Source organism: Streptomyces sp. NPDC102360 (genome assembly GCF_044766085.1).
In the GTDB taxonomy this organism is placed as follows: domain Bacteria; phylum Actinomycetota; class Actinomycetes; order Streptomycetales; family Streptomycetaceae; genus Streptomyces.
In genome coordinates this window covers 394,788-410,734 of record NZ_JBIWLG010000001.1, presented here as the reverse complement: position 1 = coordinate 410,734, position 15,947 = coordinate 394,788, and the positions used below count along the sequence as shown (strand labels likewise).

Here is a 15,947-nt window from a genome sequence, read left to right as displayed (position 1 = left end):
TCCTGGCGCGGTGGGGCGCGGACGGGGTGTCCCATACCGTCCGTACGGTCTCCCGATCGCGTGCGGGGGCCCGGCCCGGGACGCAGGATGGCGGGAGTTCGGGATTCGGGCGTGCCGAATCCGGATACGCAGGGACCAACGACGTCTCACCGGTCGCACGCAGCCCACCCCAGGAGAGATCCGACATGACCACTCCGCGGAACACCAGCGCTTCCCGTACGCCGTCCGTCCCCAGGATCCTGATCATCGGCGCGGGATTCGCCGGGATGGAGTGCGCGCACAAGCTGGAGAAGGAGCTCAAGCCCGGAGAGGCGGTGCTGCGGCTCATCAGCCCCACCGCGCACCAGCTGTATCTGCCACTGCTTCCGCACGTCGCCTCCGGCGTGCTCACACCGCAGTCCGTGGCCGTGCCGCTGCGCAGGATGCTGCGGCGCACCCAGATCGTGCCGGGCGGCGCGATCGGCGTGGACCCGCAGGCGAAGGCCGTCGTCGTACGGAAGATAAACGGCGAGGTCAGCGTCGAACACTACGACTACCTGGTGCTCACGCCGGGCAGCGTGACGCGCCAGTTCGACATCCCGGGCCTGGACAAGTACGCGGTCGGCGTGAAGACGCTCGCCGAGGCGGCCTGGATCCGCGACCACGTGATCACGCAGCTGGACCTGGCGGCGGCCAGCTCCGACCCGGCCGAGCGCGAGGCGCGGCTGCAGTTCGTGGTGGTCGGCGGCGGCTACGCCGGCACGGAGACGGCCGCGTATCTGCAGCGCCTGACGACCGCGGCGGTCAAGCGCTATCCCGGACTCGACCCGAAGCTCATCAAGTGGCACCTGGTCGACGTGGCGCCCAAACTCATGCCGGAGCTGGGCGAGCGGCTCGGTGACAAGGCGATGGACATCCTGGAACGGCGCGGGCTGCACGTCTCGCTCGGGGTGTCGGTGGCGAGCGTCACCGAGGACACGGTGACGCTCACCGACGGGCGCGAACTGCCCTGCCACACGCTGATCTGGACGGCCGGCGTCGCGCCCAGCCCGCTCGTCGCGACCCTCGGCTCCGAGACCAACCGCGGGCGGCTCGTGGTGACGCCCGAGCTGACCGTGCCCGGACTCGACGGGGTCTTCGCGCTCGGCGACGCGGCCGCGGTGCCCGACATCGTCAAGGGCGGCGACGCGATGTGCCCGCCGACCGCGCAGCACGCGATGCGGCAGGGCTGGGCGGCGGCCCGCAACATCCTCGCCTCGGTGCGCGGCAAGCCGCTGGCGCCCTACCGCCACAAGGACCTCGGCCTCGTCGTCGACCTGGGCGGCATCCAGGCCGTGTCGAAGCCGTTGGGCATCCAACTGACGGGCCTGCCCGCCCAGGTCGTGGCGCGCGGCTACCACATCGGCGCGCTGCGCACCCTGACGGCGCGGTTCCGCACGGCGGCCAACTGGGCCCTCAATGCGGTCGCCGGCGACGACTTCGTCCGCACCGGCTTCCAGCGGAACCGCCCCGCGACGCTCAGGGACTTCGAGATGACCGACGCGTATCTCTCGGCCGAGGAACTGCAAGAGGTGATCGCGGCGCGGGTCGACGGCCGCTCGATGACCCCGGAGAAGCCGGAGCTTCCCCTCACCTGACGTCACTGGGCGCACGCTCCCACCCCTGCTGTCTTCCGGGCAGCCCCGAGATCGGGGCTGCCCGCCTTCTGTCTGTCCCGGCGACGTGAGCAACTCACCGTCAGCGTTCAGGAGTTGCTCACGGCACACCATCCTTTCGAGTACTGACGCCGAAGCCGGGGCGGGCGTCAGGACCGAGCCGGAATCCACGTAACCAGCACCTCCGCCCGACCTTCGCCCCTGACCTGGCCAATTGACCGCCCGGCGACGTGCAATCGCGAGCCCCAAGAGCACATAGGCTCCCCGCTCGCCCAGTTCGGGCGACCAAGAAACGGCCTGGGGGAGATCGATGACGGGGTACGCCGTCGAGCCAGAAGTGCTGCGTTCCGCAGCCAAGAGGATCCGCGACGCGGTGAACGGGGCTGACAAGGTCCACCTCGACGAACTCTCCGAGGAGACAACCGACTTCGGCCACTCCGGCGCCGAGGTGGCGTTCGACGCATTGATGGCCACGTGGAACCAGGCGTTGACCAAGACACTCAAGGACGCGGGTGAGGAAGCCGCCGACAAACTGGCCGACACCGCGCTCGCGTACGAACGCCAGGAGCAGCTCGTCCACGGATCGTTCGTGGCTCAGCAAGGACAGGTGGGCAGGTGACAGCCAGGCTGGGCGAGACCTGCGACCCGAAGGCGCTCATCCCCGGCGACCCGTTCCAGCTGTACGGATCCGTCGGTCAACTGACCGATAGGGCCGACGCGGTTGAGGCCATCGGTGACGACCTGCACTCCGTGCGCACGCCCGGGTGGAACGGCGACGCCGGCGACGCGTTCTGGGACGACTTCTCCCCGCAGAAGAGCAAGTGGTACCGCGGCGCCGACTCGTTGCGGAAGGCATCGTCCGCTCTTCAGGACTACGCCGGCGTGCTCAAGTGGGGGCAGGAGCAGGCCGCGGAGGCCGTGGCCCTGTACGACGCCGGTGACGAGAGCGGCGCCGAGGACAAGCTCGAATCCGCGCGCAGTCAGGTCGAGTCGGCGGGCGACACGGCGAAGAAGCGGTTCGAGAAGGTCGGCGGTTCGGACTCCGACTCTCCTGCGTGGCTGTACTGGGCATCGCAGGACGCGCAGTCCCCGCTCGGGCAGTCCGCGCTGTCGTTCTGGGAGCCGAAGCCGTTCGAGCACAATCCATGGCTGCTGCCAGGCCAGGTCACACCGCCCGAGGGCGGGGAGGAGGAGAAGGGCAAGTACTACAGAGGCTGGGGCAACAACCAGGACCAGGAGGTCACAGAGGATCGGCGCGACAAGGCCCTCGGGCTCAGCGTGGGCCTCGCGTCGGCCTCCGGCGACGCCAAGGTGTGGGGCGCGGAGGCTTCGGGGTACGGCAGTGCCCTCGGCGGAGACGTGTCCGGACGGGCGAGCTTCGACACGCTCGGCGTGGAGGGCGGTGCCGGGCTCGGGGTCGAGGACGGCAGGGCTCAGGCTCAGGCGTCGGGGAAGGCGTACTTGGCGCAGGGTTCGGCCGAGGGCAAGTACGAGGCCGGCGTGTTCGAGACGTCGGGCAAGGTCGCGGGATTCGCCGGCGCCGAGGCGAACGCCGCCGTGTCCGCCGGCAAGGACGGCGTCCACGCCGGCGCCGAGGCTTTCGCCGGGGGCAAGGCGACCGCGGAGGGACATGCCTCCGTCGCGGGTGTCGGCGTCGGCGGCACCGCTGAGGCCTGGCTGGGCATCGGGGCCGAGGCGCACGCCGATGCCGGAATGGAGAACGGCAAGTTGGTCATCGGCGCCGACGTCGGCGCGGCGATCGGCTTCGGCGGGCAGCTCGGCGGACAGGTCGAGATCGATCCCGGGCAGGTGGCCGACACTCTGGGAGACGCCGGGAGTGCTGCCAAGGACTGGACCTCGGACAAGGCCGACGCGCTCGGTTCCGTCTTCGGCTGAGTCGCCGGTGCGCGTCCGCCCTCCGACATCGGTCACGGCTTCGGCCGTCATCCACGCGAACCGCTACGAATTGTGCACGTGCACGTCAAGGAGTTGATTCACCATGCCGGAGACCCTTCCGGTACCGCTGACCTGTGAGGTCCCACCGGGCTGGCAGTCGGCCCCGCCCGAGGAGGTAGGGGCTCCGCACGCCGCGTTCGTCGCCCTCCACCTCGCCTCGCGGGGCTCGGGGTTCATCCCGAACATCACCCTCTCGGGCCGCCCCCGCGAAACCGCCGTCGACCTGCACGAACTCGCCGACGAGTCCCTGCAGCGGCTGCGGGACACGGTGGGGCGTGTCGAGCTCGTCAAGCGCACCGACGTGGGACCGGGGTTCGCGCAGGGGCTCGCGGGCGCGGCCGGCGTCGTGCAGAACCTGCGGGTGTACGCGCATCAGAACGGCCGTCCCGTGCAGTTGTGCCAGAGCCAGGTTCTGCTGCTCGTCGAAGACATAAACCGGCCGGGCCGCTATGCCGAGTTCGAGATCGCGCTGACGGCACGGGCCGACCAACTGGACGAAGTCCTGGACGACTTCCAGGACTTCCTCCACACCGTGCGCCCGGCGGATCCCGCAGCGGAGTCAGGACCCGAGGCCGGCGGGGCGCCGGCTCCGGGCGAAGGGGGAGCGTGACATGGGTGAAGTGATCGCTTTCCTCGTATTCGTTGTGCCCATCCTGGTGGTCTTCCACGTCGTGACCGCACTGTGGCAACGGTGGCGCCGCAACAGGGAGTTGGGCAAGTACGCGGAGCTCACCTCGCGACTGGGGTGGCAACTCGTCAAGGAGGTCAACAACGGCGAAGCCGATCGGTTCCTGGACGACGCGCCGTTCCCGGTCGGCTCCCGAAAAGGAGTCACGTTCGAGGACTACTGTCACGGGCGCTACCGCGGGCGCGATGCGGCGTCGGTCGAGGGGCGCGTCGTCACCACCTCCATGGCCCACGGCGGCATGGGCGACGGCTCCAGTGACGACAGCAGCAGCTCGACGTACGCCGTGTGGGCGGTCCAACTTCCGCACTCCGTTGGCGCGTTCATGGTGCAGCGCACCGGGATGCTGCGGCGGGCGTTCGGGGCGGGCGACGATGCGCGCATCGGGCACCCGGCCTTCGACGAGCGGTTCACCGTGCGAACGTTGCAGCCGTCCGTCGCCGCCGCCGCGCTGAACGGGCCGCTCGCCGAGTTCCTGCTCAACGACCCGCGGGCCGCGAAGTATCCACTGCGGTTCACCGAGACGGAACTGATCAGCTGGGACAAGGACGAGCAGTCGCCGCAGGAGATCGAGCCGGCGCTGGAGTTCCTGAGCGACGTCGCCGATCTGGTGGCTACTCAACAGCCGGTCGGTGCGAGGCAGTTGGGCCAACAGGCCGAAGATGGTGCCGCGGGGCCCGCGTGGGGCCCGCAGGGTGTCAGTGGCGCCCAGGTCACGGACCCTGGTGGCAGCGACGCGGCCGCCGCCGAGGAGCTGATCGCGCTGGTGCAGCAGCAGCTCGCGTACTCCGGTGCGCCGTACCGGGTCGAGCCCAAGCAGTCGTGGTTCGACATCGTGCCGGACCTGGCGGATCCCCGCTGGCCGGGGTGCGACGAGGCGCGGGTGTGGCACGTGACGCCGGACGGCGGCAAGCGCAGGTTCAAGGTCTCCTACGACGGTCATCCGCTCGGCCCTGACGGGGGCATGGGCCCCAGGTCCCGGAGCGGACAGGCTGATTGGAAGACGTTCGAGCGCGTGCCGAAGGCCGGGGCCGCCGCGCTGGACCCGAGCCCGCACAACCACGACTTCGGCGTCGCCGTCGTAGCGCAGGTCGGCGCCAAGGCAGGGTGGAGCGGGCCGGGCAAGGGCAATGTCTGGCTCGGGTACGTCGTGTTCGGCGTCATCGCCGTGAGCGTGCTCGGCGCGATCGCGGCAGGCCTTGCCGTGCTGCTGGGCGCGGCGCACTGACGGACCGCATCCGGTTCGGGCCGCTTCCGGGAGTCGTCGCACCACACGTGAACGACCGGCGGTGGCCCGCGGTACGTTTCCGGTCAGTCGGCCGACGGGCCCTGCGTCAGCAGATCCCGCGCGTACGTGTAGCTCGGCGAGGGCACCGGGCCGGCCAGGAGGGGGTCGGCGGTGTCCGTCATCCAGTCGACGAGTCGGCCGCGCAGCTCCTCCAGCGTGTCGCGGTGCTCCGGGGAGTCGGCGAGGTTGACCGCCTCCCACGGGTCGTCGCGCAGGTCGTAGAGCTCGAACTTGGCGGCGGGCCATCCCAGCTGTCCGGCGTGCGGGGTGCAGCGGGGACGCCAGGACTGCGTCGCGGCGGCGGTGTGGGCGAGCGCGTGGTCCAGGTTGACGATGAGCTTGTAGCGATCGGTGCGGACGCAGCGGCGGGGATCGTAGTAGTTGTGGTACGTCAACTCGCCGAAGACGGCGTCCCGTTGCGCCGGTCCCCCACTGCCGGACAGGGCGCCCGCGAGGCTGTGCCCATGGAGGTGCGCCGGCGGTTCGACGCCGGTCGCCGCCAGCAGCGTGGGGACGACGTCGACATTGCTGACGAGCTCGTCGACGACACGCCCTCCGCTCCAGCCGAGGCCGGGGGCCCGCAGGATCAGGGCGGTCTCAAGCCCGGGGTCGTACAGCGTGCACTTGGCGCGCGGCAGCGCCAGACCGTGGTCGGTGGTGAACACGGTCACGGTGTTCTCGGCCAGGCCGAGTTCGTCGAGGCGGGCCAGCACCCGGCCCACGGCCGCGTCCATGTACGCCACCGCGCCCTGCAGTTCGGCGATCTCCTCGCGGGCGCCCGCGTCGTCGCGGAGGTAGCCGGGGACGGTGTGGCCCAGGGAATCGTCCGGCTCCATGTGGTCGCCGGTGAAGCCCATGGTGACGCCGTCGAAGGTGCGGCTCGGCAGGCGGTGCGGTTCGAGGAAGCCGACCTGGAGGTAGAAGGGGCGCTCGGGGGCGGCGGCGCGCTCCGTGAGCGCCTCGATCGCCCGGTCGGCGACGAGTTCGGCCCGCTGCTCGATCAGCGCCTCCCCCAGCGTGTCGACGCTGTCGAAGCCGAGGCGCTCGGCCACTTCGGCGTCCGGACGGACCCGGGACTCGTGGTGGATGCCGATCAGGTCGGTGCGGTACCCGGCGGCCCGCAGCAGCTCGGCGAGGTGGCGCTCCCCCTCGTACAGGTCCCAGCGGTGGTGGGTCAGGCCCATGACACCGGTGCTGTGCGGGTAGCGCCCGGTGAACAGCGCGGCCCGCGAGGGGCTGCACTGCGGCGCCGTGCAGAAGGCGTTGGCCAGCCGCACCCCGTCCGCGGCCAGCGCGTCGAGCGCGGGCGTACGTACCGTGGGCACGCCGTAGCAGCCCAGGAAGCGGCCCAGGTCGTGGGCGTGCAGCAGCAGAACATTCGGCCGCGAGGACGTCGACACGGCTTCCCCTCTTGTCTCGGTGGCTCGATAGCTCGGTGTCTCGCTGTCCCGGTGGCTCGACAGCTCAGCGGCTCAGTGGCTCGGTGTCTCGGTGGCTCGACAGCTCAGTGGCTCAATGACTCGACGGCTCGACGGCCCGACGGCCCGACGGCTCGACGGCTCGACGGCTCGACGGTTCCGAACAGGGAGCCTCCCCGCGCCATATGCGCGGGGAGGCTCCCCGTCTCACTTCGCGGCCGTGCGCAGCCTCTCGTACTCCTCGCGCGGCAGCGGCCTCGCGTCGGGGCTGCCGAGCTGGTCGAGCGGGACACGGTAGGTCTCCGGGGACTTCCACGTCGCGATGGAGGCGATGACCGTGATGACGAGGCACAGCGTGCCGATGGTGAGCGGGACGTTCGAGGAGCCGGGCGGCGCCACCATCGTGAAGATCGTCGGCAGGAAGGCGATGATCGCCAGGCCGATGTTCTGCGAGAGCGCGAAGCCGGTGACGCGGCGGTGGGCCGGGAACAGTTCCTGGAAGAAGCAGGCGAACGTGGCGTTCCAGGCCTGGTAGGCCACACCCCAGGACAGCATCGCGAGCACGAAGGTCAGCGGCACGTTGTTGGCGCCGACCGCCCACAGGTACGGGTAGCAGAGCGCGCCCGCCACCAGACCACCGCCGATCATGATGGGGCGGCGGCCGAAGCGATCGGAGAGGCGGCCGAAGACCGGGACGACGAAGAAGCCGGCCACGTTCGCGGCGATCTGGATCCACAGGTAGACGGTCGTGCTCATGCCGACGCCGTAGCCGGACTGCGTCGCGTAGGCGCCGCCGAACACCGAGACCGTGACGCCGATGACGTTGACGAGGGTCATGCAGACCGCGCGGAGGATCTCCCGCCAGTTCTCCCTGAACGCCTCCACGAGCGGCACCTTGTGGGCCTGCGGGGAGCTCTCCTGCTGCTTCTCGAAGGTCCTTGACTCCTCGACGCGTCGCCGGATGATGTAGCCGGCGACCACGACGACCGCGCTGAGCAGGAACGGGATGCGCCAGCCCCAGGACTTGAAGGCCTCGTCGGACAGCAGCATCGACATGGGCAGGAAGATCGCGGCGCCGAGGATCTGCCCGACGACGGTCCCGTGCAGGGCGAAGCTCGCGAGGAAACCGCGCCTGCCGTGCGGAGCGTGCTCGATGATCATCGCGCTGGCCCCGCTCAACTCCCCCGCCACGGCGAAGCCCTGCACGAGGCGGACGAGGGTGAGCAGGATCGGGGCGGCGATGCCGACCTGTCCGTAGGTGGGCAGCAGGGCCACCGCGAAGGTGGAGACGCCCATCAGGAACATGGCCAGGACGAGGACGTTCTTGCGGCCCTTCTTGTCTCCCCAGTGGCCGAGCACGGCGGCGCCGATGGGGCGCGCGACATAGCCCACGGCATAGGTCCCCAGGGACGCGAGTACGGCGATGGTCGCGTTGCCCTCCGGGAAGAAGATCCCCGGGAAGACAAGCGCTGCGGCCTGGGCGTAGATGAACCAGTCGTAGTACTCGAGTGCACCGCCGACCCAGCCGCTCGCCGCGGCCTTCCGCCACATCGCCCGCCCGGCGGCGGACGCCTCCGCGGTACGCGACTCCTTTGACGCGGTCACGCTCATAGCTCTCCTCGCAACAGAAAGCGCTTGCTCGACGCACGGAGGCGGTCGAACTTGAAACGCTCCATTGATAGCGGCTCGCCTGCGGCGGTGGTCCGGCCGGATGCCGTGACGCACGGCCCATGCTCGGCAACGGCAGACGGTCGCACCGAGCGACCGTGACCCGCAGGTGAGGTACATACGAACCCGACGCGAACGCCCCTGTCAATGGATTCCAGGGGCTTTCCGCGGTGTGGACGAGAAGTGACTGATACGTTTCAAACCGTGGGCGCCCCATCGCTCCCCGGCCGGGGCGGAGCCTCGAGGTCCCGCCCTGAAGTGCCCAACTCCCCGAAACCCCGGCACCCCTTGTCCGGACCCGCACCCCCCGCTTAGGGTCGACGCAACGGAAAGCGCTTTCCCCCCTCCGACAGCCCTCCGCGAGGAACCCGCATGCCAAGCCCCGCCCGCCAGGGATCCCGTCTGCGTGCCGCCGTCGTCGGCACCGGCGCGATCGTCACCGGCAGCCATCTGCCCACCCTCACCTCCCTGCGCGACCGCGTCGAACTCGTCGCCGCCGTCGACGTGGACCAGGCCCGCCTCGACGGATTCCGCGCCCGGGCCGCCGAGGCCGGGTTCGCGGACGTCTCCGTGCACACCGACCTGACCGCGATGCTCGAAGAGGCGCGGCCCGACCTCGTCCTCATCGGCACCCCGCCGGTGTTCCACCGCGAACAGACCGTCGCGGCCCTCAAGTCCGGCGCCTGGGTGCTGTGCGAGAAGCCGCTCACCCTCTCCCTCGCCGAGTACGACGAGATCGCCGCCGCCGAGGAGGCCAGCAGCGCCTACGCGTCCGTCGTCTTCCAGCACCGCTACGGCTCGGGCGCCGTGCACGCCCGCTCGCTGCTGACCGAGGGCGCGCTCGGCCGCCCGCTCGTCGCCCACTGCCAGACGACCTGGTACCGCGACACCGCGTACTACGAGGTGCCGTGGCGCGGCAAGTGGGCCAGCGAGGGCGGCGGCCCCGTGATGGGCCACGGCATCCACCAGTACGACCTGATGCTGCACCTGCTCGGCGAGTGGACCGAGATCCGGGCGATGGCGGCTCGCCTGGTGCACGACACGGAGAGCGAGGACGTGTCGACCGCGCTCGTCCGCTTCAAGGACGGCGCCCTCGGTACGGTCGTCAACTCCGTGCTCTCGCCCGACGAGGCGAGCCGCATCCGCATCGACTGCGAGAAGGCCACCGTCGAGCTGACCCACCTGTACGGGCACGGCAACGACGACTGGCGCTACACCCCTGCCCCCGGCGCCGAGCAGCCGCCCGCGCCCACCGCCGACGTACCCAGCTCGCACACCGCGCAGCTGACCGCGCTGCTCGACGCGTACGACGCCGGCGTCCGCCCGCCCGGCAGCGGCCAGAGCGCCCGCAGCACGCTGGAGTTCGCCGCCGCGCTGTACAAGTCGGCGTTCACCGGTGCCACGGTCGCGGCCGGCGAGATCGGCCCTGGCGACCCGTTCTACGCCGCGATGCACGGAGACCACCCGGATTGGAGCCCCAAGCAGTGAGCAGCGCAGAGAACTCGCTCGAGGTCACCCACACCCACGGCGACCGCATCACGGTGCGCTCCGCCGCGACCGGCACCGACCTCTTCTCCTACGTGTACAAGCCGGACCCGGACGCCTTCGAGGCCCGCAAGCCGTACGTGCATCCGCTGCGCACCCTGGCCGGCAACCTGGTCTCGGGCTACCGGCCCAACGACCACCGCTGGCACAAGGGCCTCCAGATGACGGCCAGCCACCTCTCCGGGCAGAACTTCTGGGGCGGCAACTGCTATGTCCACGGCGAGGGTTACCTCCCGCTGCACGACAGGATCGGGTCGATGCGGCACGACGGCTTCGACGCCGTGGACGTGAGCGACGACGAGCTGAGCATCGCCGAGCGGCTCACCTGGATCGAGAACGGCGGCGACGAGTGGGCCCGTGAACGGCGCGGCGTGCGGGTGCACTCCGTGGATCCGGAGTCCGGTTCGTACGCCGTCGACTGGTCGATCGAGCTGACGAACACCCGCGCCGACGGCGAGGCCCTGCGCTTCGGCTCGCCGACCACGGCGGGGCGCGAGATGGCCGGCTACACGGGCCTGCAGTGGCGCGGACCGCGCGACTTCACGGGCGGCAAGGTCTTCGGGCCCCAAGGGGACGCCTCCGACCGAGAGTTGATGGGGACGCAGGGTCCGTGGGTGGCGTTCACCGGGGAGCACGACGACGTCGACGCGCACTCCACGCTCGTGTTCGAGCACGCTCCGGAGAACGCCGACTCGATCCACGCCTCGCACTGGTTCGTGCGCTCGGAGCCGATTCCGACGGTCGCGTTCTCCTGGGCGTTCTTCGAGGAGTTCGCGCTGCCGGCGGGCGAGACGTTCCGCTACCGGTACCGGGTGGTCGTCGCCGACGGCGCCTGGGACACGGAGCGGGTGGCAGGACGTCTGAAGGAGCTGGCGTGGTGAGCCCGGACGCCTCGGGCCTCGACCGGCCGCTGCCCGGCGGGATCGGCCTCTCGCACATCTCCGCGTACGACTGGCAGGCGGCGGACGGCGTCTGCGGCGGCAGCCCGCATCTGCACCTGGTGTGCACCGAGGCGTACGTCGTGACGGGCGGGCGCGGCGCGGTGCAGACGCTGAGCCCGGACGGCTACCGGGACACGCCCCTGGAGGCCGGTTCGCTCGCCTGGTTCGAGCCCGGCACGGTGCACCGCATGGTGCAGGGCGAGGAGCTGCGGATCACCGTCCTGATGCAGAACAGCGGGCTGCCGGAGGCGGGCGACGCGGTGTTCACGTTCCCGCCGGAGTACCTGGCCGACCCGGAGAAGTACGCGGCCGCGGCGGCGCTTCCCGGCCCGGCGGGCCCCGAGGCGGAGGCGGCCGCGCGCCGCCGCCGGGACCTCGCGGTCGAGGGCTACCTGCCGCTGCGCGAGGCCCTCTCCGCGGGCGACGCGGAACCGCTGCGCGCGTTCCAGCGGGCGGCCGCCGCGCTGGTCCGCCCGCGCGTCGCGGCCTGGCGCGAGCTGTGGCGCACCGGCGCCCTGGCCACGGCCGAGCGCACGGGCGCCCAGCTCGACGCCTTGGAAAAGGGCGACGCCGACGGATACCTGTCCGCGTCGACCATGCACACCGCCACGCCGACCCGCCACGGAGGTCTTGGCATGTGCGGTCGGCGCGAGGAGTACGGCATCGAGGGGGCGACGGTGCCGCGCTGAGGCCTGATGAGAGGGGGTCCGTCGTCCTGGACGACGGGCCCCCTCTCATCAGGTTCCTGACCTACTGCGGCCCGCTCCCAAGGCGTCCCTCCAGCTGGAGCAGCAACTCCCCAAGCAGCCCGCTCAGTTGCGCGTCCTTCCCTTCGCCCAGACCCGAAAGGACCGCCCCCTCGTACGCGAGTTGACTCGGCAGGATCTCGTCGACGAGAGCCCGGCCCTCGTCCGTCAGGCTCAGGTGGGAGACGCGGCGGTCGCGGGTGTCGCCGCGGCGGGAGACGAGGCCGCGTTCCTGGAGCTGCTTGAGCCGCTTGGTGACAGCGGCGCCGGAGGCGAAGGTCTCGCGGGCGAGGTCGCCGGGGGTGAGTTCGCGGCCGGTCCTGCGCAATGTGCCGAGCAGGTCGAACTCGGCCCTGGTCAGGCCCGCGTGCCGCAGCGGGGCGTCCTCGGCCTGCTGGAGCAGCGCGGCGCACCGGTTGATGCGCCCGATGATCTCCATGGGGCCGGTGTCGATGTCGGGGCGTACGGCCTGCCACTGCCGTACGACCGACGACACGATGTCGAGCGGCGCCGTTGCCGCCGCGCCTTGCTGCGTGCTCATGCCTGCCTGACCGGACCTTCCTCATGGGCCGAACGTTGTGCGTGCGCCACTATCCGCTACCGCTGGGCGCCCGCACCACTCGGGGAGGCGGCGACGCCCGCCTCGGCCGCCTGCCGGCGCACCGTGGCCGCGAGCGTACGGTGCCCGGACCGCTCGGCGGCGAGCACCCGCTCCTCGGGCAGGGCGCGCTGCCACCACTCGCCGGCCGCGGCGTCGGCGGCGGCGCGCAGTTCGACGAGGGCCGCGGCGAGGCCGCGGCGGGCCGTCTCCAGCGCGGCATGGCCGGGGGCGGGCAGCGCGAGAGCGCGCTCGGCGGTCTCGCGGGCGGTGTCGCTGCCGGCGAGTGCCTGCTCGATGCCGTCGGTGGCGCGCCGGTTGGTGACGGCGATGGCCGCGACGATGCCGAGTACGGCGCCGACGAGGGTGTCGACGATGCGGTCGCCGATCAGCTCGCCGGGCTCCTGGTAGCGGGCGAACTCGGTGACCAGGAGCGCCATCGGCGTCACGCACAGGCTGCCCAGCCAGTAGTTGCGGGCCATGAACGCCTCGGCGCCGAAAGCGCAGGCGAGGCAGAGCACGACGAGGGCGAGCCGGCTGGCGTGGGCGAGCGGGACGATCGCGGCGAAGACGAGCACGCCCGCGACGTTGCCGACGACGCGCTGTACGCCGCGGTTCCAGGACAGCGTGAGGTTGGCCTGGTAGATCGAGGCGGCGGTGACCAGGGCCCAGTAGGGGCGGCCGACGCCGATGGCGAGCGAACCGTATCCGGCGAGGGCGCAGCCGACGAAGGTACGCAGGACGATGGGCAGCAGCGGCGAGCCGGGGCCGATCCGCCGCCACAACGAGGGCTTCCCGCCCGCGAGCTCCGCCTCGATGCCGAGGAGTTCGTCGTCCATACCGGCGATGCGGGCGGGGCGCGGCACCGAGCCCGCGCCGCGCAGGCCGCCCGCCCAGGCGCGCAGCCGGTCCGCGTCGGCATCAGCGGGCGCCGCGATGGCGACCTCGGCGCGCAGCACGAGCCGCTCCAGCGCGCGCCGTGCCTCGGTGCGCGCCCCGGTGGCGAGCAGCGACTGCCACGCGGCGTGCACGGCCGCGGCCGCGGCACCACGAGCGGGCGCGTGCTCGGGCCGCTCGACGTACGCGGCGGCGGCGTTCAGCGCGCGGGCGGTGGCGCGGCGCTCGGGCCCGTGGGGCCGGACGACGGCGGGGGCCATGCCCACGATCCAGGAGACGGCGCCGGCGGCCAGCGTCAGCGCGAGATGACCCGGCACCTGCCCGAGGGTCTGCGGCGCGAACAGCATCGCGGAGCTGATGAACGTGAAGATGAGGTTGCCGGGGGGCCCGATCCGGGTGGCGTCGCACAGGCCCTTCTGCGCGGCGGCGAGCAACGCGCCGACGGCGACGAGGACGGCCGCGGACGAGGTGAGCGAGGCGGAGACCATGGCGACCGCGATGCTCGCGAACATCCCGGCGACCACCCACGCGAGGGCACGCGCGCGTGCCGCGTACGGGAGGTTGTGCCCGTACAGGGCGCACAAGCTGCCCGCCATCGTGTACATGGCGAGGTCGAGCCGGCCGAGGGCGAGCAGCGTCACGTTCGGTATCGCGGTGGCGACGACCACGCTGGTCGCGGGCTTGAGCCAGACGTCCGACGGCTTGTTGAGGCGCAGCACTCCGGCGAGCGGGAGGCGGTGGACGGCGGGGGTGCGAGGTGTCGGTGGTGTGCTGCTCATAAGAAAACTTTAGCAGGTGTTTTACCCGTAAACGATATCCAGTGATCGGATGCACAACGGTTGCGCCACCTCACCCGCGCGACCACCCGTGCTCCCCTGCGCCGCCATACGCCCCTGCCCGCCCGGGCATCTCCCTGACGGACACCGACGACGAGACGGACACGATGGGGGAACCGGTGCACGGACCGCTCTCGGCCGCCTGGCTGCTGGTCGCACTGTGCGCGGCGACCGGCGCGTACTGCCTGCTGCGCCTGCGCAGCGACGTCGAGGAGCAGCGCCGCACGGCCGGCGGCGAGGCCCTGATGGGGTTCGGGATGGCGCTGATGGCGGTCCCGGCGGCGGTGCTCACGCCACCGCACTGGGTGTGGCTGCTGTACGCGGCCGTGTTCGGGGCAGCCGCCCTCCACGCCCTGTGGGCCTCCCGGACAGGCACCCATCACCTGCATCACCTGGTGGGCACGTTCGCCATGGCGTACATGGCGGTGGCGATGGCCGTCCGCCCGGCGGCCCACGCACACCACGGCGGCGCGGGCGCCCCGGCCCTCACCGGCGCCCTCCTCCTCTACTTCACGGTCTACGTCCTGTGGTCGGGCGCCCGCCTCGTTCCGGCCACGGCGGCCACGACGGCGACCGGTCCAGCGGTCGGCGCCGCAGGCTGGGGCGACCGCCCGGAGCTGGCACGGGCGTGCCGGCTCTCGATGGGAATCGGGATGCTCGCGATGCTGCTGACCATGTAGCGGGCCGGTGCCGCCGACGACGTAGCGGGCCGATCAACGAAACCGTGGCGTGCGTCACTTGACGCGCCAGGCCATACCCGTGGGTAGCGCTCGCCTCATAGGCTGACGGACATGACCGTCCCCGTAGCACTGTTGCTGCTCGGCGCCCTTGCCGCCCTGGTCGCGCCGAGACTGCTCGCGCGCGCGGACTGGACGGAGCGGGAGCCGATCGTCGCGCTGTGGGCGTGGCAGTGCGTGGTGGCGGGTGTGCTGTTGTGCTGCGCCCTGTCGATGACGTTGAGCGCGGCGGCCGCCTGGGGCGCCGTGCGCGGTCATGTGTTCGCGGGGGCGCCGCACGGAGTCGTGGACGCGTACGCGCTGCGTGCCGCGGGACCGTGGGCGGCGACCGTCGCCGTGACGCTCGCCCTGGGCGGGGCGTGGACGGCGGCGATGCTGGTGCGCGAGGTGCGCAACGCACGGGCTCGGCGGCGCGCGAGGCGGGCCGAACTCCTGGAGCGCGCCCCGCTGTTGCCCGGCGAGCAGCCGGGCCCCGACCGCCTCGTCATCCTGGAGGGCAAGCGCCCCGACGCCTGGTGGATGTCGGGCACGACGCCCCAACTGATCATCACCACAGCCGCGTTGCAGCGCCTGAAGGGCCGCCAACTGGACGCGGTGCTCGCGCACGAGATGGGTCACGCGCGGTGGCGGCACGACTGGCTGCTGCACTGTTCGGGCGCGCTGGCCTCCGGTTTTCCGCAGGTACCGGTCTTCGCCTCGTTCCGCAACGAGATGCACCGACTGGTCGAACTGGCGGCGGACGACGTCGCCTCGCGCCGCTTCGGGCGCATGAGCATCGCGCTCGCCCTGGTCGAACTCAACGAGGATCGCGGAGTGTTCGGCCCCTGCCCGACGCCGCACGCGCAGGTCCCGCAGCGCGTGCACCGGCTGCTCGCGCCGCCCTCGCGTCTGACGCCGGCACACCGGCTGCGCCTCACGGCGGCCGCGGCGCTGGTCCCGCTCGTCCCCCTCCTGGTCACCTTCGTCCCCGCCCTGCGGGCGCTGGGGTAGCACCACGC

The 15,947-nt window shown here is 71.8% G+C and carries 14 protein-coding genes; 10 read left to right on the top strand and 4 right to left on the bottom strand.

The window, feature by feature from the left end; all coding sequences use genetic code 11:
- Positions 1 to 185: 185 nt before the first annotated feature.
- From ACIRHA_RS01830 to ACIRHA_RS01810, 5 genes are all read left to right on the top strand, one after another.
- Complete coding sequence (locus ACIRHA_RS01830) at positions 186 to 1,616, top strand: NAD(P)/FAD-dependent oxidoreductase (protein WP_403838744.1); 1,431 nt, start codon at positions 186 to 188, stop codon at positions 1,614 to 1,616.
- Between the two features lie 328 nt (positions 1,617 to 1,944).
- Complete coding sequence (locus ACIRHA_RS01825) at positions 1,945 to 2,253, top strand: hypothetical protein (protein WP_403838742.1); 309 nt, start codon at positions 1,945 to 1,947, stop codon at positions 2,251 to 2,253.
- Positions 2,250 to 3,530: a putative T7SS-secreted protein gene (locus tag ACIRHA_RS01820; RefSeq protein WP_403838740.1), complete on the top strand. Its 1,281-nt coding sequence runs from the start codon at positions 2,250 to 2,252 to the stop codon at positions 3,528 to 3,530. Before ACIRHA_RS01825 ends, ACIRHA_RS01820 begins: the two co-directional genes overlap by 4 nt.
- A 103-nt stretch (positions 3,531 to 3,633) precedes the next feature.
- Positions 3,634 to 4,200, top strand: a complete 567-nt coding sequence (locus ACIRHA_RS01815; RefSeq protein WP_403838738.1) for a hypothetical protein — start codon at positions 3,634 to 3,636, stop codon at positions 4,198 to 4,200.
- 1 nt (position 4,201) lies between these two features.
- Positions 4,202 to 5,503: a hypothetical protein gene (locus ACIRHA_RS01810; RefSeq protein WP_403838736.1), complete on the top strand. Its 1,302-nt coding sequence runs from the start codon at positions 4,202 to 4,204 to the stop codon at positions 5,501 to 5,503.
- Between the two features lie 83 nt (positions 5,504 to 5,586).
- On the opposite strand, the gene ACIRHA_RS01805 is transcribed toward ACIRHA_RS01810, so the two are convergent.
- Both ACIRHA_RS01805 and ACIRHA_RS01800 read right to left on the bottom strand, forming a co-directional pair.
- Positions 5,587 to 6,963 carry a sulfatase gene (locus tag ACIRHA_RS01805; RefSeq protein WP_403838735.1) on the bottom strand — a complete coding sequence of 459 codons (1,377 nt, stop codon included), beginning with the start codon at positions 6,961 to 6,963 and terminating at the stop codon, positions 5,587 to 5,589.
- A gap of 225 nt (positions 6,964 to 7,188) precedes the next feature.
- Positions 7,189 to 8,586, bottom strand: coding sequence for an MFS transporter (locus tag ACIRHA_RS01800; RefSeq protein ID WP_403838734.1), 1,398 nt, complete (start codon positions 8,584 to 8,586; stop codon positions 7,189 to 7,191).
- Positions 8,587 to 9,021: 435 nt separating this feature from the next.
- On the opposite strand from ACIRHA_RS01800, the gene ACIRHA_RS01795 reads away from it, so the two are divergent.
- The 3 genes from ACIRHA_RS01795 to ACIRHA_RS01785 are packed head-to-tail and all read left to right on the top strand — an operon-like array spanning position 9,022 to position 11,824.
- Complete coding sequence (locus ACIRHA_RS01795) at positions 9,022 to 10,137, top strand: Gfo/Idh/MocA family protein (RefSeq protein ID WP_403838733.1); 1,116 nt, start codon at positions 9,022 to 9,024, stop codon at positions 10,135 to 10,137.
- A complete protein-coding gene (locus tag ACIRHA_RS01790; RefSeq protein WP_403838732.1) occupies positions 10,134 to 11,075 on the top strand; it encodes a PmoA family protein in 942 nt (313 codons plus the stop codon). The genes ACIRHA_RS01795 and ACIRHA_RS01790 overlap by 4 nt, the downstream gene beginning before the upstream one ends.
- Positions 11,069 to 11,824 carry a cupin domain-containing protein gene (locus ACIRHA_RS01785; protein WP_403838731.1) on the top strand — a complete coding sequence of 252 codons (756 nt, stop codon included), beginning with the start codon at positions 11,069 to 11,071 and terminating at the stop codon, positions 11,822 to 11,824. Before ACIRHA_RS01790 ends, ACIRHA_RS01785 begins: the two co-directional genes overlap by 7 nt.
- Positions 11,825 to 11,885: 61 nt before the next feature.
- Here ACIRHA_RS01785 and ACIRHA_RS01780 read toward each other — a convergent pair whose 3' ends face one another.
- Together ACIRHA_RS01780 and ACIRHA_RS01775 are read right to left on the bottom strand one after the other, a co-directional pair.
- Positions 11,886 to 12,422: a MarR family winged helix-turn-helix transcriptional regulator gene (locus ACIRHA_RS01780; protein ID WP_403838730.1), complete on the bottom strand. Its 537-nt coding sequence runs from the start codon at positions 12,420 to 12,422 to the stop codon at positions 11,886 to 11,888.
- Between the two features lie 56 nt (positions 12,423 to 12,478).
- On the bottom strand, positions 12,479 to 14,155 hold the full coding sequence (locus tag ACIRHA_RS01775) for an FUSC family protein (protein ID WP_403838729.1): 1,677 nt from the start codon (positions 14,153 to 14,155) through the stop codon (positions 12,479 to 12,481).
- Positions 14,156 to 14,331: 176 nt separating this feature from the next.
- Between ACIRHA_RS01775 and ACIRHA_RS01770 the strand changes: the two genes are divergently transcribed.
- Together ACIRHA_RS01770 and ACIRHA_RS01765 are read left to right on the top strand one after the other, a co-directional pair.
- Positions 14,332 to 14,892, top strand: coding sequence for a DUF5134 domain-containing protein (locus ACIRHA_RS01770; RefSeq protein ID WP_403838727.1), 561 nt, complete (start codon positions 14,332 to 14,334; stop codon positions 14,890 to 14,892).
- 111 nt (positions 14,893 to 15,003) lie between these two features.
- Entirely contained in the window at positions 15,004 to 15,939 is a 936-nt protein-coding gene (locus tag ACIRHA_RS01765) for a M56 family metallopeptidase (RefSeq protein WP_403838726.1), read from the top strand.
- Positions 15,940 to 15,947: the final 8 nt, after the last annotated feature.

Excerpts from the sequence above, each read along its gene's own strand:
- ACIRHA_RS01830 (WP_403838744.1), top strand. The coding sequence starts at position 186 with ATGACCACTCCGCGGAACACCAGCGCTTCCCGTACGCCGTCCGTCCCC.
- ACIRHA_RS01825 (WP_403838742.1), top strand. The coding sequence starts at position 1,945 with ATGACGGGGTACGCCGTCGAGCCAGAAGTGCTGCGTTCCGCAGCCAAG.
- ACIRHA_RS01815 (WP_403838738.1), top strand. The coding sequence starts at position 3,634 with ATGCCGGAGACCCTTCCGGTACCGCTGACCTGTGAGGTCCCACCGGGC.
- ACIRHA_RS01810 (WP_403838736.1), top strand. The coding sequence starts at position 4,202 with ATGGGTGAAGTGATCGCTTTCCTCGTATTCGTTGTGCCCATCCTGGTG.
- ACIRHA_RS01795 (WP_403838733.1), top strand. The coding sequence starts at position 9,022 with ATGCCAAGCCCCGCCCGCCAGGGATCCCGTCTGCGTGCCGCCGTCGTC.
- ACIRHA_RS01780 (WP_403838730.1), bottom strand. The coding sequence starts at position 12,422 with ATGAGCACGCAGCAAGGCGCGGCGGCAACGGCGCCGCTCGACATCGTG.
- ACIRHA_RS01775 (WP_403838729.1), bottom strand. The coding sequence starts at position 14,155 with ATGAGCAGCACACCACCGACACCTCGCACCCCCGCCGTCCACCGCCTC.
- ACIRHA_RS01765 (WP_403838726.1), top strand. The coding sequence starts at position 15,004 with ATGACCGTCCCCGTAGCACTGTTGCTGCTCGGCGCCCTTGCCGCCCTG.